The organism is Thermocrinis sp. (assembly GCF_036781485.1).
GTDB lineage: Bacteria > Aquificota > Aquificia > Aquificales > Aquificaceae > Thermocrinis.
The window spans coordinates 100,939-120,598 of the sequence record NZ_DAIQAX010000004.1 but is presented as its reverse complement, the minus strand read 5'-3'; the positions used below and the strand labels follow the sequence as shown (position 1 = coordinate 120,598).

The following is a 19,660-nucleotide window of genomic DNA, read 5'->3' as shown; positions in this document are numbered from 1 at the left end:
GGTGGAGAAGGTAATGTCCGCAAAAGTCTCTTTGTCTACGGTCACCCTCCAAGCGTGGGCTGGCAATGTGGCAACTCCCATAAGTGCTGCCATAGCTAAAAGGCTCTTCTTCATGCTACTACCCTCCTTAAAGGTTTTTGATGGTTTTAATGATAGCATGTTTAAAAAAGTTTGTCAAGTGTTTTTTTTATTTGCGGATTTGCAGTTAGTTTTTTAAGCTTTTTTATTTTCAGTATTTTTCGGTTTTTAGACGTTTTGCAAGTTTGCAAAAGTTTTTAATCGGAGATGGAGCTGATCAGATCAACCCACTTTTTGATGTTGGTCTCTATTGAATAGTTCTTTGCGGTGTTTATTGCGTTTTCAGAGAGCCTTGAGTATTCTTCCTTGCTTATGTTTATCATTCTTTCAAGCTTTTGGGCTATTTCTTCTTTGTTATCCACTTTGGCACTAAAGCCATTAAAGCCGTCTATCAGATATTCCCCAATGCCTCCTGCCAAGGTGGAAAGAACCACTTTACCACAGGCCATAGCCTGCAAAACACTGCCCGCAATGCCTTCGGACCTTGAAGTGAGGATAAAGTAATCTCCAGCTTGAAGGATCTTTTCTACATCTTCCCTATAACCGAGAGGTATTACAAAATCCTCAAGGTTGAACCCTTTTATAGTTTCCAGCGCTTGCTCCGAATCTGTATCCTTTCCAGCCAATATTAGCCTTACGTTTCTGTATTTTTTAACTATCTGTGAAAAAACTTCCAAAAGCACATCTTGTCCCTTCCTCCAAGGTTGCCAATTGGCAACATTTACAAAAACTTTATGTTCTTTCCCCAAGCCAAGCTTTTTTCTGTATTCTTCCCTCAGCTCCTCCGAAGGTTTGAACCTTGAAAGGTCAATTCCCGACTCTATAACCACGATCTTCTTTGGAAAAAAGTCAATGTTTATAAGATGCTCTGCTACCCTTTTGGAAACTACAACTATCTTATCCACAAACCTATACTTAAGATGCTTCGAGAAAAAGGAAGGAGTAAAGCCAGACCTTCTAAGGGCTATTATCTTAGGTTTCTTCTTCAAAAACGGCAGTATGGCAATTACGTAATTTAAAGACCAAGAAGAGTTGGCTATCAAAACATCGTAGTTTCCCTCTTTGACAATGTGGTAAAGCCTTAAGTAATTCTTTATGTTAAACCTTCTTTTGCTGCCGTTGTCCACCTCGTAAAACTTTAGCTCAACCTTCCCTCTTAGCCTTTCTATCATCTCTTTGTGTCCAAAGGCTAAGGCAAGATGCACTTCAAAATGTTTGCTAAGGTGTAGTGTGTTTAAGTAGGTCTGTTCCTTTGTTCCACACCATCCGAGGCTATCTATAACTTCTAATATCTTCATCGGGTTAAGATATAATATAGTTTATGATAAGGCACTTTATTGACCTTTGGGACATTACGCCAGAAGAGGGATGGGCCATACTTAAAAGCTCTATGGCTATCAAAAAGGGGGAGGACAAAGAGATGTATTTAAGAGGCAAGTATTTTGCTTTGATTTTTACCAAACCGTCCACAAGGACTAGAGTGTCCTTTGAGGTAGGCATAAGGGCTTTGGGTGGGGAGGTTATCTTTCTTCAAGAGCAGAGTCTTCAGTTAGTAAGAGGAGAGGATCTCAAGGACACTGCCCGAACACTCTCAAGATACTTAGACTGTCTTATAGTTCGCACCGATTCTCACGAAAAGCTAAAAGAGATAGCCTCTTATTCGTCCATACCGGTTATAAACGCCCTAACGGACATGTCCCATCCTTGCCAGGTTTTGAGCGATGTTTTTACCCTTTATGAGCGTTTTGGGGAGGATATAAAAAAGCTCAAGATCGCCTATGTGGGTGATGGGAACAACCTTTGCAACACATGGCTTGTAGGTGCAGGGCTTTTTGGTCTTAACCTGTTTGTAGCTACTCCCGAAGGGCACGAGCCTTCCTCTTATTACTACCAAGCGGGAGAGGATCTGTGCAAGATCACAGGGGGAAGTATATATCTAACTCCCAACCCGGTAGAAGCGGTCAAAGATGCGGATGTGGTTTATACGGACGTTTGGGTCAGCATGAACCAAAACAGAACCGAAGAGAAGCTTTTGGCCCTTAAACCCTATCAGGTAAATGGCGAGCTTTTAAAGCACGCAAAGGAAAGTGTTTTGGTAATGCACTGCCTTCCTGCCAGAAAGGGGGAAGAGATAACCGAAGACGTTTTTGAAAATTATGCGGACTTTATCTTTACTCAGGCAGAAAACAGGATGTATGCTCAGATGGGACTTTTAAAGTTCTTGCTCACTCAACAGTAACGGTTTTTGCCAAGTTTCTGGGTTGATCCACGTCTAAACCCAAGTAGTCCGCTATGTAATAGGCAAAAAGTTGAAGGGGGACGACCGTCAAAAAGGGTGTTAGGTCCTCGTGGCAATTGGGAATGCCTATAAAGTCCGCCGAGAGCCTTTGAATCTCTTTATCTTCCTTAAAGCCTACGGATATAACTATGCCCTTCCTTGCCAAAACTTCCTCTATGTTTGAAATTATCTTTTCATGTACTCTGTCTTTTGGTGCCACAACTACCACTGGCATGTTCTCGTCAATTAGAGCTATGGGTCCGTGTTTCATCTCCCCCGCAGGGTAGCCTTCCGCATGGATGTAAGATATCTCTTTTAACTTTAGTGCCCCTTCCAAAGCTACAGGGTAGCTGAGGTATCTTCCCAAATAAAGCGTATTTTTGCTTTTAGTGTATTTGAGTGCTACCTCCCTTATGCTTTCGCTTTCTGAAAGCACATCTTCCATAAGGTGGGGTATCTTCAGGAGCTCGTCCGTGAGATTTTCTCTTTCTGAATGCTCGCTTATGGCTAAGGAAAAGAGAACTGCCAGCTGGCAGGTAAAGGTTTTTGTGGCCGCCACGCCTATCTCCGGTCCTGCGTGGGTGTATAGGGTATAGTCCGATTCTCTGCTTAAGGCACTTCCCATAACATTAACGATAGATAAAAGCTTGGCTCCCTTCTCCTTTGCTGATAGGGCAGAAAATCTGGTGTCTGCAGTTTCACCAGACTGGGATATGGCAATCACCAAGTCTTGCGGATCTATCGGATTGTCTGCGTATCTTAGCTCAGAAGCATAAATTACCTCCACAGGCACCCCCAAAAACTTTTCAAGCCAGTATTTTCCAACAAGCCCCGCATGGTAAGAAGTACCACAGGCTGTTATGAGTATCCTTCTAAATTCCTTTAAAGAAAAGGGAAGCTCGTAATCTCTGGATAGGTATCCTTTTATGGTATCTGCCACCACCCTGGGCTGTTCAAAGATCTCTTTTAGCATAAAGTGTTTGAAACCTCCCTTTTCTGCGGCTATGATGTCCCAGTGGATCCTTATGGGCTCTTTCACCTTTGGGTTTCCCTCAAAGTCATAAATGCTTACCCCTTCGGGTGTTAAATCCACCACCTCCCCATCATCCAAAGGTATTATGTTTTTGGTAAAGGGGATTAAAGCGGGTATGTCAGAAGCTAAAAAGTTTTCTCCTTCTCCCAAGCCTACAACAAGGGGACTACCGTATCTTACCCCAACTATACGACCAGGTTCTAAGGGTGTATAGACTGCAAAGGCGTATGCTCCTTTTAGCTTGGGAAGGGATTTAAAAACCGCTTTTAAAAGGTCTCCCTTGTAGTTTAAGGATATAAGATGGACTATGGCCTCCGTGTCCGTTTCTGATTTATATTCTATGCCCTTTGAGATGATAAATTCCTTCAGCTCTCTGTAGTTTTCTATTATGCCGTTATGTACTAAAGCAAAGCGCCCTTCCTGGTCTGTGTGGGGGTGGGCGTTCAGCTCGCATACGCCCCCGTGGGTAGCCCATCGGGTGTGTCCTATGCCAAGGGTAGCGTCTAATTGTTTGCCCCAAAGACTTCTTACTAGCTCCCTTATCTTCCCAACCTTTTTTTCTACAAAGATCTTACCATCCTCTAAAAGAGCCACACCAGCAGAATCGTAGCCTCTATACTCAAGTCTTTCCAACGCTTCCAAAAGTATAAAAACCGCCTTTCTTTTTCCTGTGTATCCTACTATTCCGCACATAGGACTTTATTTTAAACTGGTTAAGCGTTAAATTAATTCAAGTTATGGCTGTAAGGAAAATTCGTAGCTATCCAGACCCAATTCTAAAGACACCCACCCTTAGGGTGGATGTTATAGATGAGGACATAAAAAAGCTTGTGGAAGACATGTTTGATACTATGTATGCAGAAGATGGGGTGGGCTTGGCTGCCAATCAGATAGGTGAGCCCCTTCGCCTTATGGTTATAGACACCACCCCAAAGAAAGAGAGCCCTCCCCTAAAGCTCGTCCTGATAAACCCAGAGCTTATTCACGCAGAAGGGACTATAAGGTATAGAGAAGGGTGCCTTTCCTTCCCGGGTTTAACTGTAGAGGTAGAAAGATACAGAAAGGTAAGGTTGAAAGCTCTGAACCTTGAAGGAGAAGAAAAGGAATACGAGCTTGAAGGCTTCCCAGCTATAGTTTTCCAGCATGAGTTGGACCACTTAAACGGCATTACTTTCATAGACAGAGTAAATGGCTTAAAGAGGAGGTTAGCTCTTGAAAAATACTACAAACTCCAAAGACAACGTTCCAGAGGTTGAGCTTTTAAAGTTTTACCCTTTTGAGATAAGCAGTAAAAAGCCAAGGCTTTTGGGCTATGCAGAAGTTAGGGTAGGAGAGGTGATAATAAAGGGTATAAAACTCTTTCAGGCAAAAAACGGAGGGTTATTCATACAGCTTCCCACTGTAAATTTTGACGGTCAAGAGTATCCTGTGGTAGAACTAAGGTCAAAAACACTTCTTGACAGAGTAAGGAGGGAGGTGGTAGATTACTACAAGGCTTTAGAAAATGTTTAAAGGTTATGCCTTTTTTATAACCTCTTCTATTTCTTTCTTGGCTGTAGCGATAATTGGACTTTTTCACCTGAAGGAGAAGGGCACTGTTTACTTTCTCTTACTTGCCATCACAGGCTTTCTGTTTGCCATAGCTTTTACTCAGTTTGTTCTGAACGCTGCAAAAAGCTTATACCAAGAATACAAAAAGGAGGGCAACCTATTTACCTTTCTCTTTGAGTTCTTTGCAAGCCTAAGGCTTGCTATATTTTTGATGATAACCATAGGAATCCTTTCTATGCTTGGCTCTACGTACATACAGCAAGGGAAAACTTACGATTTTTATGTTCAAGAGCACGGACCACAAATAGCTTCTTGGATATGGAAGCTTTGGTTGAACGATGTGTTTCATTCTTGGTATTACATACTCTTCATAGTCCTTTTGGCTATAAACCTGATCCTTTGCTCCTACAAAAGACTGCCAAGCGTGTGGAAGCATGCCTTTTCAAAGGAGAGATTTCAAAGGTTAGATGAGCATCTTGAAAAGCACCTAAAACCCGTGGAGGTGATGGTAAATCCAGACAAAAACAAGGTCATTAAGTTCTTGCAATCCAAGGGATTTAAGGTTTTTGTAGAAGAAAAGGGGGAAAGGACGTTCTTTTACGGAGAAAAGGGAAAATACTCTCGCCTTGGGGTTTATGTGGTCCATATAGCCCTGCTTATCATAATGGCTGGAGCTTTGATAGATGCCCTCTTTGGCAAGAGGGGGACGGTGGTAGTGGTTGAGGGCTTAAGGGAAAACGTTATGCAGTCTCTGGATGGTAAAAAATCCTACAGGCTCCCCTTTCAGATAAAGCTTGAGTCCTTTCATATAGTCTCTTATGAGGAAGAAGCAAAAAGGAAAGGGAAGGAGTTTAAAGGAGATCCAAAGATAAAAGATGCCATAGCCAGTTTTGAAAGCAATATTGAAATCATTGAGGGTGGAAAGGTGATAAAGGAAGGTCTGGTTGCGGTAAATGCTCCCTTTGAACACGGACCCTACAGGATATTTCAGGCAACCTACGGACTCACCGGAGAAGCTGGATGGGTAAAACTCTCGGTCTTTGACAGGAACATCCTTCCCAAAGATCCAAAAAGAGCTTTTTTGGGAGAGGTGGAGATAAAGGCGGGTCAGGTAGTAGAATTCAAGGACATGCTCTTGTCCATAGACAGGTCTGTTTTAAACCTTGAGGACGAAAAGGCTGGCTTTGAAGGGGATCTTAAACCAGCTCTGGTTATAAAAGTTCTAAAGGATGGTAGAGATTACAACGTGCCAGTCATATACTCTCCAGAGCTTACAGTTTTTGCCTTTTCTCAGATACAAGAACTTAGAGACTTTCCTTACATAATGTTTTTGGAAGGCTTTAGGCCACGGTTTTTCAGTGGTTTTCAAATCTCTTACAGCCCAGGCTCTCCCATCATCTGGATCGGATCCATTCTTTTGGTGTTGGGATTGATTCTTGCTTTCTACACAATTCATCGCAAAGTTTGGGCAAGATTGGAAGGAAATACGCTTAAAATATCCTTTTGGTCCCATAAGTTGAAGGAGGAGTTTAGAAAGAGCTTTTTAGATTCTTTGAGGGAACTGGGAGATGTTAAAGAAGCTTCTGGAGAAAGGTAAAGCAATAGCTTTATTGCCTTCCCTTAGCCTGTTTGTGGGAGCGGTGTTTCTTGGTTTTTATGGTATATACGTGCTTTTTGAGACGCTCTACAAGGTCTTAACAGACGAAAGCGCAAGAGATACAGCGGTGCTAGCTACAAAGTTTATATCCGTAATGGACATCCACCTTCTTTCGGTAATTCTTTACATATTCGCTGTGGGCTTATACGAGCTCTTTGTAGGAGAGTTAAAACTTGCCCCTTGGCTAAAGATAGAAAACATAGACCAACTAAAGTCTAAATTAACAAGCGTTATAGTTCTTATACTTGCTATTACCTTTACCAAGAATTTTGTAGAGTGGAAAAATCCACTGGATACTTTGCTTTTTGGCTTAGCGGTATCTGCGGTAATTGGCGTGCTTATATTCTACTACAAGATCAAATCTGAGCATTAAAATAGTTCTATTATGGAGTTTCCAAAGCTAAGACCAAGAAGGCTTAGGGCTAACGAAAACATAAGAAGGCTTGTTAGGGAAACTAAGCTTTCCCTTGACGACCTTATATACCCAATCTTTGTAAGATATGGGGAAAAGATAGTGGAAGAAGTCCCATCCATGCCTGGAGTTTTCAGATACAGTGTGGATAAGGTGGTTGATGCGGTTAAAGAAGTTAGAGACCTTGGCATTCCCGCCATCATACTCTTTGGCATTCCCGAGCACAAAGACGAAGTAGGCTCAGACACTTGGAGCGAGCATGGGATCATCCAAAGGGCTCTTAGAGAAATAAAAAAGCACGTTCCAGATATTTATCTGATAACCGATGTGTGCTTTTGTGAATACACTACGCACGGACACTGCGGGGTGATAAGAGGAAACACCGTAGATAACGACTTAACCTTGGAAAATCTAAAAAAGCAGGCCATTTCCCACGTAGAAAGTGGAGCGGACATGCTGGCACCTTCTGGTATGATGGACGGGATGGTTCAAGCTATTAGGTCCGCCTTAGACGAATCTGGATACTATCACATACCTATAATGGCATACTCCGCTAAGTTTGCTTCGGCCTTTTATGGACCCTTTAGGGAAGCTGCGGAGTCTGCTCCAGCCTTTGGAGACAGAAGGAGCTATCAGATGGACCCAGCCAACGCAAGGGAAGCTATAAAGGAAGTTCTATTGGATGTAAAGGAAGGTGCAGACATCATCATGGTAAAGCCAGCTTTGGCATACTTAGACATAATCGCAAAGGTAAAGGAAGCTATCCTGCTTCCAGTGTGTGCATACAACGTAAGCGGTGAGTATGCCATGATAAAGGCCGCAGGAAGGCTTGGCTGGATAGACGAGCAAAAGGTTATGTTGGAAACCCTCCTTTCTATAAAGAGGGCTGGTGCGGACATGGTAATAACTTACTTTGCAAAGGATGTGGCAAGATTGATAAACAAAGGTTTACTTTAAATGCTCTTCTTTTACAACCTGAAGGAATTTCTAAAAGCCTTTACTCTTTTGAGCCTCGTTTTTGCATTCATTCTAAGCCTCTATTCCGTGCTTGACGTTCTTTTGTTATACAAAACAGCCAACCTGCGAATAATCCCAGAGGCTATGCTTACAACTGTACTAGTTAGCTTTTATTACACTGCCCCCATAATAAACAACCTCTCTCTAATGCTTTATTTGAAGAGGGTCTTCAGCAAGTCTTACGATAAAATAGCTAGCACCTTTGGCATTTCTCCCCTCAGGTTCTTTGCGCCCATCCTAATTTTCTCCCTATTTCTATCTCTTATCCAGTTTGCACTAAGCTATAGTTTCTACCCATACATTTTCAAAACTGCCTACTCGTTGGAAAGGGAATTCAGGAAGGGTAAACCACAGGAGGAGCTTCTGCTAAACGACCTTTGGCTAAGTTTGAACAATGCTTACATCAGGATAGGGTTTGCGGATTTAAGGAATAAAAAGGTGCATGATATTCTTTTAGTATCTTTGGAAGAGGGCTACATAACGGAGTTGATAACAGCAGAGGAAGGCTATTGGGAAGGTGAGAACCTAAGGCTAAAGAACGCACAGATAAACCTTTTTGAAAAGGAGCTCCAAAAGCAGGCAGACGTCAGCATAAAGTTTATCCCTTTGGAAGAGGCCAAGGCTTTTGGGGAGAAGTTAAATCATCTGAGTATGGGTCGCCTTATTTCCTTATACTTCTTGGCAGGCAAAATAGGAATGAACAGAGAGCTCTACCTTGCGGAGTTGTTAAGAAGGTTAGTGGTGAGTTTTTCTAACGTAGTAATACTTAGCCCTATGCTGTTGGCTTTGGTTAGAGAGAGAGCCTTTTTAAAACCCTCTACCTTTCTTTTGATTTACGGGTCCATTTATATTTTCAGTCTAAACTCGGTAAAGATAGCGGCGGAGGAGTTTGGGAAGAACCCTTTAATAGGGCTTGTTCCCTTCTTAGTGTTAAGCTTTATCTGCGCAAGAAGCCTTTACTATCTGAGCAAAGGATAGGGGGTCTAAGCTTGCACCACCTACCAAAAGCCCATCTACGTCTGGCATACAGAGAAAGTCTGACGCATTCTTGGGATTTACGCTACCCCCATAAAGCACTCTAACCTTTCCTAAAAGTTCCTTTATGTAGCTATGAACAAGCTGGGCATCCTCAGGCATGGCTGGATTTCCTGAACCTATAGCCCAAACGGGCTCGTAGGCTACGTCTATTTTGTCTGATACGTCCTCCAGTCCAGAAAGGGCAAGCTTTAGCTGGCTTTCTATTACTTTCAGAGTCAAACCCGCTTCCCTATCCTCTATCTTCTCCCCCACGCAAAGTATAGGTCTTATACCCTTTTCAAGGCAGGCTATTATCTTTTTGTTTATAAGCTCGTCTGTTTCTCCAAAGATCCATCTCCTTTCCGAGTGGCCCACTATCACATAAGAAACTCCAAGGTCCTTTAGCATGTCTAAGGATATCTCTCCCGTGAAAGCCCCCTTCTGTTCATAGTGGCAGTTTTGGGCACCAAGCTTGACTTTACTGTCTTTTAGTATCTCCCAAGCTACGCACAGAGAGGTAAAGGGCGGGCAAATTAAGATATCCACTCCATCTATCCCCTCCACCAATCCCAAAAATTTTTCCAAATAATCCTTTGTCTCCTGCGTTGTTTTGTTCATCTTCCAATTAGCTGCTATAAGCTTCATGATACTCTCCTAAGTAGATACTCTACTATTTTTCTTGTTTCTACGGCAATAAATATTATACCAGGCATAATAAGGGCATAGCCCAGCTGTTGTATGTTTGGTTCAATAATCTGGAAAAACTCACTAAATACAAATATAGCTAAAAACTGAAGGAACATGCCTATGGAAATGCCGAGATATATGTAAGGATTTAGTTTTACGTAGCTTATTGGGTTTATTAGGAAGGGTTTCTTGCTTATCTCCTGTATGCCCACAGACCACTGGGAAAATACTGCAGAAATAAAGCTTATGGTGAGCGCAGTCTGATAGGGGTATTTTTCCAAAAGATAACTAAAGAGGATGAAGTGTCCAAAGGCCATTATGGTCCCGTTGTAGATGATATAAAAAAGTTGTCTTCTACCCAAAAAAACCTCCTGGGGCTTCTTGGGCTTTTCTTTAAAAGGATCGTCTTCGTGCTTTGTAAAGGGATAGGCCTTGTCCTGAACGCCGTCCGTTACTAAGTTTATCCAAAGGATGTGGGTTGGATAAAGAGGCAAAGGCTTGCCCGTAAGTATGGCCAGACTGTTGTACAAGATCTCAAACATGTTGGTAGAAAGAAGATACCTTATAACCTTGGCTATGTTGGTGGATATCTGCCTTCCAAGCATTATGGCTTGGACGATAGCGGATAGGTTGTTGTCTGTTATTATCATGGCTGAAGCGTCCTTTGAAACTTGAGCACCAGAGCCCATGGCCACCCCCAGGTTAGCCACCCTGAGAGCTGGCGCATCATTCACACCATCCCCAGTGACTGCTACTATCTCCCCCTTAGACTGTAAAACCTTTACTATCCTGTACTTGTCCTCTGGCAGAGCTCTTGCCACCACGCTGACCCTCTTTAAAAGCTCGTAAAGCTCATCGTCTGAATATTCAGCCATCTGCCTTCCTTCAATGGCTAAATCCCCATCTCTGTATATACCTACCATGCTTGCCACAGCTTTTGCAGTCAGCAGATTATCTCCGGTTATCATGATAACCCTTATACCTGCTCTTCTTGCCTTTTCTATTGCTTCCTTTACCCCTTCTTTTGGTGGATCCAAAAAGCCCACCAGTCCTACGATTTCAAGCTTTAGAGAGTCTATGCTGTCTGGTACTCTGTCCAGCACAGCCTTACCAAAGGCTAAGACTTTAAGCCCGTTTTCTGCCATGCGGTCGTGTGTTTTGATCAAATCTTGCGCTACGTTATCCGTCATGTCTGACAGACTTTCAAGGGCCCCCTTCACGTATAGCTCATAATGCGAACCGTTTCTTACCACCACCGCCATAAGCCTTCTTCTGGTGTCAAAGGGATGTTCCCAAACTCTTTCAAAAACTCGCCTAATACCCAACCAGTTAAAACCTATTCTGTCCAACCATTCCAAAAGGGCAAGGTCTACCGCATCTCCCTTCTTTCCATCTGAATCGTTGCACAAAGCGGCGCAGAAAATAAGAGCTTCTTCATCCAAAGAATAGTAATCCTCTACTCTAAGCCTTCCTTCAGTTATGGTGCCAGTTTTGTCTGAGCATATAAAGGTAGCACTTCCTAAGGTTTCTACAGCAGGAAGGTGCCTGACCAGAACTTTGTTCTTTACCAATCTTAAAGCACCTACCACCAAAGCTATGGTAATTACGATAGGGAGCCCCTCTGGGACCGCAGAGACCAACTGAGCAATACCGAAAAAGACCAAAAACTTCCAATCCCTACCCTGAGCTATACCTACGAGGACCAACAGAGAAATTATCACTATCAGAGCTACCATCCACTTCTTCGCAAAGCTCCCAATGGCAACAGTCAGCGGACTCTCTGGTGGCTTTTCTTCAAGCTTGGATGCCAAAAGTCCCATTTGAGAATTTTTTCCGGTTGCATAAACCACTGCCTTAGCTCTACCTCTGACCACTACCGTTCCCTTAAATACACAGTTTAGCCTTTCGTATATGGGAGTGTCCTCTTCCAACACAAGATGGGAATACTTCTCCACGGGCAAAGATTCCCCCGTCAGAATAGCCTCATCTACCAAAAGACCAGACTCTTCCAAAAGTCTTCCATCTGCCGGCACTACGTCCCCCTCTGAGAGTAATATCAGATCGCCAGGCACCAAAAGAGATGCATCTATTTCTTTTTCTATTCCTTCTCTGATAACCCTTACCTTCTGCCTGGTTAGAAGCTTGAGGCTCTCTATAGAAGCTTTAGCTTTTACTTCTTGGTAAAATCCTACGATGCCGTTTATAAACACGAGCCCCAACACGACGGCGCTATCATGCCAATCTCCAAAAAAAAGGGCAAGTATACCAGCTGCTATAAGAACCAATATTAACGGGTTTGTGTACTGTCTGAGGAATATGCCTAACAGGCTTTCCTTTTTTTCTTCTATTTCGTTGGGTCCATAAATGCCAAGCCTTTTCTTAGCTTCTTCCTCCGATAAGCCCAAAGGAGAAGTTTTTAACTCCTTAAAGACCTCTTCTGGGGTTTTGTGATGCATCGCTTATCATATTGTATTATGGATAGACCTCTCGTAGGTATCATAATGGGGAGCATATCCGATTGGGAATACCTAAAGCCAGCTTATGAGGTTCTCAAGGAGTTTGGAATCAGGTGTGAAGTGAAAGTAGTTTCTGCCCATCGCACACCACAGGTAATGTACGAGTATGCCAAAAGTGCAAGAGAAAGAGGAATAGAGGTAATAATCGCAGGTGCGGGAGGTTCAGCCCATCTGCCAGGTATGACAGCGTCTATGACCACTCTCCCAGTTATTGGCGTGCCAGTGCCTTCCAAGCATTTAAACGGAGTAGATTCTCTGTATTCCATAGTCCAGATGCCCCCAGGGGTGCCTGTAGCCACCGTAGGTATAGGCAACGGAACTAACGCAGGCCTTTTGGCGGTTAGAATACTTTCCATAAAGTATGCAGACCTCCAGCGTAAGCTGGAAGAATACACAAAAGGACTTGAAGAGAAGGTAGATAATATGAACAAAGAGCTGAAAAGTATGCTATAATATAACACCTTATAGGAGGAATGGTATGGCTTTGAGGATAAGACTTTCTAAATTTGGTAGGGCTCACTATCCGATCTACAGAATAGTCGTCGTAGAATCAAGCTCTCCAAGGGAAGGGAAATACGTTGACATACTTGGCACTTATGATCCTAAAAAAAAGATATTTTTGGACATAAAACCGGAAAAAGTTAAAGAATGGGTGCAAAAAGGAGCTGAAATTTCCGATAGAGCCAAAAGTGTGCTTAAGAATGCTAACATACTTTAAGAAGGAGGTAGTGCCATGAGCCAACTCAGAGATGTGGTGGAGATAGCCGCTAAGTCCTTAGTAGATAACCCCAATGGGGTAAACGTGGTAGAGATAGAAGGAGAAAAGACCATAGTTATTGAGTTAAGGGTGGATAAGGCAGACATCGGAAAAGTTATAGGCAAACAGGGCCGAATTGCCAGAGCCCTAAGGACCATCCTGTCCGCTATGGGAAGAAAAACGAACAAGAGGGTGGTCTTAGAAATATTAGAGTGATATATTCCTTAGGTGCTCAATTTGATTGCCCTTTATTATGATTGCATCAACCCTGCACTCCCGTGCGGGGTATTCCTTTAAAAATTCATCTATACACATGTAGATTTTTGAAAGTTTTTTATAATCTATTCTTTCCGCAGGCTCAAGGCCTGTATGGGTTCCCTTCACCTCCACAAATACTAACGTCTCACCCTCAAGGGCTACAATGTCTATCTCTCCATACCTACAGTGGAAGTTTCTAATAAGAATTTCGTATCCTAAGCTTGTTAGATATTGGCATGCTAAGTCTTCAAAGTATTTACCTTTCTTCAATGGCGTTTAGAATCTCCGATAGAGTTATGGATGCTGTGCCCAGCTTACCTACCACTATACCAGCGCACAGGTTGGCAAGCTCGCAAGCTAAATACCAGTCCCCGCTGGCAAGGTAAGAAGCAGTCAATACTGCAACAACCGTATCTCCAGCACCAGAAACATCGTAAACCTGCTTTGCCCTTGCTGGAAAGTTGGTATATTCTTTATCAAAGAGAGCCATACCCTTGGGTCCAAGGGTTATCACCAAAGTTTTAAGATTAAGCTCCTTTTTTAGCGTCCAACCTAAGCTTTCCAACGATGTTCCCTCAGCCATTTGCCTTGCCTCTTTCTCATTGGGGGTCATCAGATCCGCACCATAGTAAAGGGATTTATTTACAGGCCTTGGGTCTACAGAGAGAAAAACCTCTTTCTCCTTAAGTTTCTTTACCACAGGCTCGCACACCACTCCCTTTGCGTAATCGGACAGTATAACCCCATCCACTTCTACGTCAAGCCTTTCAAGAAGCTTTTCTAAGACTCTTCCAGAGATGGGTTTTCTGTCTTCCCAGTCTATTCTTAGAAGCTGTTGGGACATAGAAACCACCCTTGTCTTTTCGGTGGTCGGTCTTTGGCTGTCCTCTAACGTAAGGTCTTCTATAAAGGCAGATCGAATAAGGCCTTTCAGTATGTGCTTGCCGTAGTCTGAACCTGTGATCCCCACCAGGTAAGTTTTCACCCCTAAGGAAGAAAGATTATTAGCCACGTTAGCTGCACCACCTAACCTAAACTCCTCCCTTTCCACCTCTACCACAGGCACGGGTGCTTCTGGCGAAATCCTCTCTACAGTTCCAAATATGTATCTGTCTAAAATCAGGTCTCCCACTACGAGGATTTTAAGGTCCTTTAGCTTTTCAAGGACCTTTCTAAATTTCTCTTTCATTCTTTGCAAGTCTAATTTATTAAAATTTTAACCGATGATAAACAAAATCCTAATAGCCAACAGAGGAGAAATTGCGGTAAGGATCATAAGGGCTTGTAAAGAGCTGGGAATAAAAACTGTGGCAGTTTATTCTGAAGCAGACAAAGAGTCTATGCATGTAAAACTGGCAGACGAAAGCATATGTATAGGTCCTGCGGAACCCTTAAAGAGCTATCTTGACATTCCGAGAATTATGGCGTCCATTGAGGTATCTTCTGCGGATGCGGTTCATCCCGGTTATGGTTTTCTCTCTGAAAACCCAAAGTTTGCACAGATAGTGGAGGTAAGCAAGAAAATATTTATCGGTCCCTCTTCGGAAACGCTGGCGCTTATAGGGGACAAGATAAGGGCTAAGGAAGTTGCTAAGAAAGTTGGTATTCCTTTAGTTCCCGGAAGCGACGGTCCAGTAGATTTTCAAAAAGCTTTGGATATAGCAAAGGAAATAAAGTATCCTTTGGTTGTAAAGTCTGCAGGCGGTGGTGGTGGAAGGGGCATAAGGGTGGTTTATGACGAAAAAGAGCTAAGAGAAAAATTACCCTTGGCTATGCAAGAGTCAAAGTCAGCCTTTGGAGACGACAGGGTGTATATAGAAAAGTATTTGGTAAATCCCAAACATATAGAGGTGCAAGTGCTAGCAGACAGGTATGGAAACGTAATAGCCCTAGGGGAAAGGGAGTGTTCAATTCAGAGGAGATACCAAAAGCTTGTAGAGGAAGCACCAAGTGCAAGCATTACAGAAGAACAAAGGAAAATGTTAGAGGAGATGGCCGTAGAGTTCTGTAAAGCTATAAACTACGTTGGTGCTGGAACAGTGGAATTTTTGATGGACCAGGAGGGAAACTTCTACTTTATGGAGATGAACGGAAGGATCCAGGTAGAGCATCCAGTAACTGAAATGATAACGGGCATAGACATTGTAAAAGAGCAGATTAAAATAGCACAGGGGGAAAGGCTTAGCATAAAGAGGGTGGAAAGACAGGGCTATGCCATAGAGCTTAGAATAAACGCTGAAGACCCAAACACCTTTTTACCATCTCCGGGCAGGATAGATAAACTTTTTCTTCCTGGTGGTCCGGGCGTAAGGGTGGATACTCACATCTACTGTGGATACAAAATCCCTCCCTTTTATGATTCTCTGATTGCCAAACTCATAGTATGGGGCGCAACCAGGGAAGAAGCCATAAACCGGGCAAAAAGGGCCATAGAGGAGTTTATCATAGAAGGAGAAGGACTAAGGACTAATATAGATTTTCACAAAAGGCTGTTGGCAACAAGGGAGTTTAGAACCGCAAAACACCACGTACGATTTTTGGAGGAGATGCTCCTTTGAAAATCTGCCTAGTAGCAGGGTCTGGCAGTTTGCCGTCGGTCTTTAAAAAGAGTGCGGAAAAGCTTGGAGAGGAAGTTTTCGTAGTTGGTGTAAGGGGTATTACGGACGTAGATGCTCAAGCTTATTTCCCCCTTGGAAAGGTTGGTTCTTTGGTTAAGCTTTTGGAAAAACAGGCAATAAACAAGATAGTCCTTTTGGGCAAGTTTGAGCACAAACTGCTTTTTTCACATCTTTTGACCTTAGACGGATTGGCTCTTAAGATACTCTCCAAAGCAAAGGACAAGAGGGCGCAGAGCATTATAAAGGCTCTGATTGAAGAGCTGGAGACTATGGGCTTTGAGTTTATAGACCCTACCCCCTACCTTCAGGACATCTTAGCGGGAAGAGGGCTTTTAAACACGGTGGAGCCATCCCAAGAGGCACTGGAGGATGGGTTATTTGGATATGATATAGCCAAGGAGATCGCCAGTTTGGATGTAGGGCAAACAGTGGTGGTAAAGCAAAAGGCGGTGGTGAGCGTGGAAGCTATGGAGGGGACGCAGGAGGCTATACTAAGAGCTGGAAAGGTTGCGGGCAAAGGTTGCAGAGTTATAAAGGTGGCAAGGAAGCACCAAGACCTTAGGATAGACGTACCCACGGTGGGACTTCAGACCTTAGAAGCCCTTAGGTCTATAAAGGCAGATGCCCTCTTTTTGGAAGCGGGAAAGGTTTATGTAGTGGATAAAGAAAAGTTTTTAAAGCTTGCAGACAGGTATAAGATCTCGGTGGTAGGTTTGCCCCTTGAAGCTAATCCTTAAGATAGTATCTGTAAGCCCACTTTATGCCAAAGGCTCCATCCTTAACTTGTAGGACCAACACGTCTCCCACCTTCGCCCTATTGTAAAACCTTTCTGATACGCGAAAGGAACATCCTGTGAGCTCAAGCACAACCCTAAACCCTCCCCTATGAGCACTATATTTCTCCAAAATCTTAGTTTCAATCACCTTTGGCTCAGAGTTATCAAACCTTGCGTTAAAAGGCTCAAGTACTACCAGCGGTGTAAGGTAATATCCTGCAAAGTAAAGAATGAGTAAAGACAATAAGTGGGCTCTTAGATGCAGATGTTTTCCCAACAGGAGAATAGCCAGAAAAAGGTGAGCAAGGAATAGGGGAGTTAGAACTTTAAAGCCCAACAAAAATAGCTCGTCCTCACATAGGGCACCTCTGTATCCCTTGATCATCCAATAGATCCCAAGGGCAGACAGAGGAATGAATATGCCCGCCGGCGTATAGTAAAGGATCCAGTTCCTGAGCCTTTCTTTTTCTGAGCCAACAGAAGAGCTGGGCAAGCTTTCTAAGCTTGGTATTACATCAAGCAATAACTCTATTGCTCTTTTCACCTCGTCCTCTAAACCTTCATCTATTCTCTTTGCATTCAAGCTTAGCTTTAATGTCCTACCACTTATCTTTACCGAAAAGAGGTTAGGAAGTTCTCCTCGCTCTGTAAGGAGTTTGATCTTAGAGTTTTCCAAAACCATTTTTGCCCAATTTTCATCGTCGTAAAAAGTTTTAAATTCCTTAGAAAGAAGTCCCTTCTCTATGGATAGGAAACCATCAATAGATATTGGGGTGCTTATGGTTAAGAAGTAGCCACGAGGAAAAAAACTCATCCGAAAGGTTCTGCCCTCAAGCTTAAGACGAGCCCTCAGAAGGATGTAAGAAGTTATATTCGCCCCGAGCCTCCTGTAGAATTTGATGGTCCTTCTGTAGTGGCTAAAGACAAGGTAAAAGGCTAATACAAGTATTAGAACCCCTAAAAGCTTGAAGAAATTCTCCAGCAGTTAAACACCCCCTATCAGCTCCTCCGCCATGTCAAAGTTGGCTATGACCTCTTTGACGTCGTCAAGCTCCTCAAGAGCATCCAAAAGTTTTAAAAGCTTTTTAGCAGTTTCTGGGTCTGTTATGGACACCGTGCTGTTTGGCTTGTAGGTAACCTCTGCCTTCTCTATTTGAACCCCCAAGGATTGAAGCTTTTCCTTTACTTGGTAAAGCTCCTCCGGAAGGGTGTAGATCGTATAGGCTACATCCCCAACTAAGATGTCTTCTGCTCCTGCTTCCAAAGCCTTTTCGTAAAGTTCATCTTCCGAAATGCTATCTTTTGGAACCTCTATAAGACCTACCCTGTCAAACAAAAAGGATACGCACCCAGAAGAGCCAAGGTTTCCTCCGTGCTTGGAAAGCACGTGCCTTATCTCAGAAGTTGTCCTGTTTCTGTTATCTGTAGTAGCCAATATCATAAGGGCCACCCCACCCGGTCCGTAGCCTTCGTAGATCACCTCTTCGTAGTTTTCCCCTCCCAGTTCTCCAGTTCCCTTCTTTATGGCTCTCTCTACGGTTTCCATAGGCATGTTGGCTTTTTTGGCGTTTTCTATGGCTGTTCTAAGCCTTGGGTTAGTTTCTGGGTTTGGCCCTCCTTGCCTGACCGCTACGGTTATTTCCCTTATAAGTTTGGTAAATAACTTTCCCCTTTGTGCGTCTGCCTTTGCCTTTTTGTGCTTGATCTGTGCCCAATGACTGTGCCCTGCCATGGTATTATATTTTAATCTTTGTGAGATTTTCTGTCATAAATCTTGGGTGCAGAAGCAACTACTTTGACGGTGAGTTTATAGCCCAAAGACTACTACAAAAAGGCTACGTAAGAACTAACGGTGAGGCGGACATTTACATAATAAATACCTGCACGGTAACCTCAGAAGCGGATAGATCTTCCCGTCAGCAGATATACAGAGTCAAAAGGGAAAACCCAGAGGCGATAGTTGTAGCCACAGGATGTTATGCTCAAACAAACCCGCAGGCGCTTGCAAGCCTAAAAGAGGTGGATCTTGTAATAGGTAACTCCCACAAGGATATGCTGGTAGAAATACTAGAAGAATACCTGCAATCAAAGGGTAAAGCGGTATTTGTGGAAAACATCTTTAAACAGAATAGTCTAAAAAACTTTGACCTTGTTGTCTTTTTTGAGAAAGCAAGACCCTTTCTAAAGGTTCAGGAAGGATGCAACAACTTTTGTACTTTCTGCGTTATACCTTACGCGAGGGGAAAGCTAAGGAGCGTGCCTGTGCAAAAGGTCATACAGCAGGTAAAGCTACTTGCAGAGAAAGGATTTAAAGAGGTGGTGTTAAGCGGCACCCAGCTTACTCAATACGGATGGGACTTGGGCACAAACCTGTACGAGCTCATAAAAGAGCTACTTACTGTGAATGGTATAGAAATCTTCAGACTTTCCTCTCTGTATCCTTCGGAAATAGACCCCAAACTCCTTGACTTGATACTAACTGAAGAAAGAATAGCTCCACACTTTCACCTCTCCCTGCAAAGTGGTTCTGACAGAATCCTAGACCGCATGGAAAGGGGCTATACAGTTGAGGATTATAAAAGGCTTGTGGAAAAAATACTGAAAAAAAGACCTCTGTCTGCCATTGGCACGGACATAATCGTAGGCTTTCCCACAGAAAGTGAAGAAGATTTTAAGGAAACTTATCGCTTGGTTGAAACTCTTCCCTTTGCATACCTTCATATCTTTAGCTATTCAGACAGGCCCTATACCAAAGCAAGCAGAATGTCACCAAAAGTAAAGCAAGAAGTTATAAAAGAAAGGGTGAAACTGCTGAAGGCTCTGGATGAAAAGAAAAGACGAGAGTTTAAAAAGGCTATGGAAGGAAAAACATTAAGAGCTTTGATCATAGAGAAAGGTAGGGCTCTTACTGAAAACTATATCCATTTGGAAGATCCAAACTTTGAAGATGTGGGAAACATAAGGCTTGTAAGGATATAAAGTTTTGTTAAACGGTAAAAATCAAG

The 19,660-nt window shown here is 43.1% G+C and carries 21 protein-coding genes; 13 read left to right on the top strand and 8 right to left on the bottom strand.

Annotation, left to right across the window (positions count from 1 at the left end; translation table 11 throughout):
- Positions 1–275: 275 nt before the first annotated feature.
- Positions 276–1,376 carry a glycosyltransferase family 4 protein gene (locus V7P40_RS03855; RefSeq protein ID WP_333784655.1) on the bottom strand — a complete coding sequence of 367 codons (1,101 nt, stop codon included), beginning with the start codon at positions 1,374–1,376 and terminating at the stop codon, positions 276–278.
- Between the two features lie 23 nt (positions 1,377–1,399).
- On the opposite strand from V7P40_RS03855, the gene argF reads away from it, so the two are divergent.
- Entirely contained in the window at positions 1,400–2,317 is a 918-nt protein-coding gene (argF, locus tag V7P40_RS03850; RefSeq protein ID WP_333784654.1) for an ornithine carbamoyltransferase, read from the top strand.
- Here the strand turns inward: argF and glmS are convergent.
- Positions 2,304–4,082 carry a glutamine--fructose-6-phosphate transaminase (isomerizing) gene (glmS, locus tag V7P40_RS03845; protein WP_333784653.1) on the bottom strand — a complete coding sequence of 593 codons (1,779 nt, stop codon included), beginning with the start codon at positions 4,080–4,082 and terminating at the stop codon, positions 2,304–2,306. The genes argF and glmS overlap by 14 nt on opposite strands.
- A 44-nt stretch (positions 4,083–4,126) precedes the next feature.
- On the opposite strand from glmS, the gene def reads away from it, so the two are divergent.
- From def to V7P40_RS03815, 6 genes are read left to right on the top strand one after another with little or no spacing between them, the layout of a single operon-like run.
- The gene (def, locus tag V7P40_RS03840) at positions 4,127–4,645 is read left to right on the top strand and encodes a peptide deformylase (RefSeq protein WP_333784652.1); all 519 of its coding nucleotides are present in this window, start codon (positions 4,127–4,129) and stop codon (positions 4,643–4,645) included.
- A complete protein-coding gene (locus V7P40_RS03835; RefSeq protein ID WP_333784651.1) occupies positions 4,602–4,901 on the top strand; it encodes a hypothetical protein in 300 nt (99 codons plus the stop codon). Before def ends, V7P40_RS03835 begins: the two co-directional genes overlap by 44 nt.
- Positions 4,894–6,537, top strand: a complete 1,644-nt coding sequence (locus V7P40_RS03830) for a cytochrome c biogenesis protein ResB (protein ID WP_333784650.1) — start codon at positions 4,894–4,896, stop codon at positions 6,535–6,537. Before V7P40_RS03835 ends, V7P40_RS03830 begins: the two co-directional genes overlap by 8 nt.
- Positions 6,509–6,970, top strand: a complete 462-nt coding sequence (locus tag V7P40_RS03825; protein ID WP_333784649.1) for a YqhA family protein — start codon at positions 6,509–6,511, stop codon at positions 6,968–6,970. The genes V7P40_RS03830 and V7P40_RS03825 overlap by 29 nt, the downstream gene beginning before the upstream one ends.
- A 12-nt stretch (positions 6,971–6,982) precedes the next feature.
- On the top strand, positions 6,983–7,966 hold the full coding sequence (hemB, locus tag V7P40_RS03820) for a porphobilinogen synthase (RefSeq protein ID WP_333784648.1): 984 nt from the start codon (positions 6,983–6,985) through the stop codon (positions 7,964–7,966).
- Entirely contained in the window at positions 7,967–9,004 is a 1,038-nt protein-coding gene (locus V7P40_RS03815; RefSeq protein WP_333784647.1) for an LptF/LptG family permease, read from the top strand. It abuts the gene before it with no gap.
- Here V7P40_RS03815 and tpiA read toward each other — a convergent pair.
- Both tpiA and V7P40_RS03805 read right to left on the bottom strand, forming a co-directional pair.
- A complete protein-coding gene (gene tpiA / locus V7P40_RS03810; RefSeq protein ID WP_333784646.1) occupies positions 8,957–9,688 on the bottom strand; it encodes a triose-phosphate isomerase in 732 nt (243 codons plus the stop codon). The genes V7P40_RS03815 and tpiA overlap by 48 nt on opposite strands.
- On the bottom strand, positions 9,685–12,186 hold the full coding sequence (locus V7P40_RS03805; RefSeq protein WP_333784645.1) for a cation-transporting P-type ATPase: 2,502 nt from the start codon (positions 12,184–12,186) through the stop codon (positions 9,685–9,687). The genes tpiA and V7P40_RS03805 overlap by 4 nt, the downstream gene beginning before the upstream one ends.
- An 18-nt stretch (positions 12,187–12,204) precedes the next feature.
- Here V7P40_RS03805 and purE point away from each other — a divergent pair, with 18 nt between their 5' ends.
- From purE to V7P40_RS03790, 3 genes are read left to right on the top strand one after another with little or no spacing between them, the layout of a single operon-like run.
- Positions 12,205–12,699: a 5-(carboxyamino)imidazole ribonucleotide mutase gene (gene purE, locus V7P40_RS03800; protein ID WP_333784644.1), complete on the top strand. Its 495-nt coding sequence runs from the start codon at positions 12,205–12,207 to the stop codon at positions 12,697–12,699.
- Between the two features lie 25 nt (positions 12,700–12,724).
- Complete coding sequence (gene rpsP / locus V7P40_RS03795; protein WP_333784643.1) at positions 12,725–12,964, top strand: 30S ribosomal protein S16; 240 nt, start codon at positions 12,725–12,727, stop codon at positions 12,962–12,964.
- 15 nt (positions 12,965–12,979) lie between these two features.
- On the top strand, positions 12,980–13,219 hold the full coding sequence (locus V7P40_RS03790; protein ID WP_333784642.1) for a KH domain-containing protein: 240 nt from the start codon (positions 12,980–12,982) through the stop codon (positions 13,217–13,219).
- On the opposite strand, the gene V7P40_RS03785 is transcribed toward V7P40_RS03790, so the two are convergent.
- On the bottom strand, positions 13,211–13,531 hold the full coding sequence (locus tag V7P40_RS03785) for a YraN family protein (protein ID WP_333784641.1): 321 nt from the start codon (positions 13,529–13,531) through the stop codon (positions 13,211–13,213). The genes V7P40_RS03790 and V7P40_RS03785 overlap by 9 nt on opposite strands.
- Positions 13,518–14,450: a PfkB family carbohydrate kinase gene (locus V7P40_RS03780; RefSeq protein WP_333784640.1), complete on the bottom strand. Its 933-nt coding sequence runs from the start codon at positions 14,448–14,450 to the stop codon at positions 13,518–13,520. Before V7P40_RS03780 ends, V7P40_RS03785 begins: the two co-directional genes overlap by 14 nt.
- A 34-nt stretch (positions 14,451–14,484) precedes the next feature.
- Between V7P40_RS03780 and accC the strand changes: the two genes are divergently transcribed.
- Together accC and lpxI are read left to right on the top strand one after the other, a co-directional pair.
- A complete protein-coding gene (gene accC / locus V7P40_RS03775) occupies positions 14,485–15,819 on the top strand; it encodes an acetyl-CoA carboxylase biotin carboxylase subunit (protein WP_333784639.1) in 1,335 nt (444 codons plus the stop codon).
- The gene (gene lpxI / locus V7P40_RS03770; protein ID WP_333784638.1) at positions 15,816–16,616 is read left to right on the top strand and encodes a UDP-2,3-diacylglucosamine diphosphatase LpxI; all 801 of its coding nucleotides are present in this window, start codon (positions 15,816–15,818) and stop codon (positions 16,614–16,616) included. Before accC ends, lpxI begins: the two co-directional genes overlap by 4 nt.
- Here the strand turns inward: lpxI and V7P40_RS03765 are convergent.
- Together V7P40_RS03765 and V7P40_RS03760 are read right to left on the bottom strand one after the other, a co-directional pair.
- On the bottom strand, positions 16,606–17,469 hold the full coding sequence (locus V7P40_RS03765; RefSeq protein ID WP_333784637.1) for a hypothetical protein: 864 nt from the start codon (positions 17,467–17,469) through the stop codon (positions 16,606–16,608). The genes lpxI and V7P40_RS03765 overlap by 11 nt on opposite strands.
- A gap of 171 nt (positions 17,470–17,640) precedes the next feature.
- Positions 17,641–18,387, bottom strand: a complete 747-nt coding sequence (locus V7P40_RS03760) for a YebC/PmpR family DNA-binding transcriptional regulator (RefSeq protein WP_333784636.1) — start codon at positions 18,385–18,387, stop codon at positions 17,641–17,643.
- Positions 18,388–18,407: 20 nt separating this feature from the next.
- On the opposite strand from V7P40_RS03760, the gene mtaB reads away from it, so the two are divergent.
- Positions 18,408–19,634, top strand: coding sequence for a tRNA (N(6)-L-threonylcarbamoyladenosine(37)-C(2))-methylthiotransferase MtaB (mtaB, locus tag V7P40_RS03755; RefSeq protein WP_333784635.1), 1,227 nt, complete (start codon positions 18,408–18,410; stop codon positions 19,632–19,634).
- Positions 19,635–19,660 lie beyond the last annotated feature (26 nt).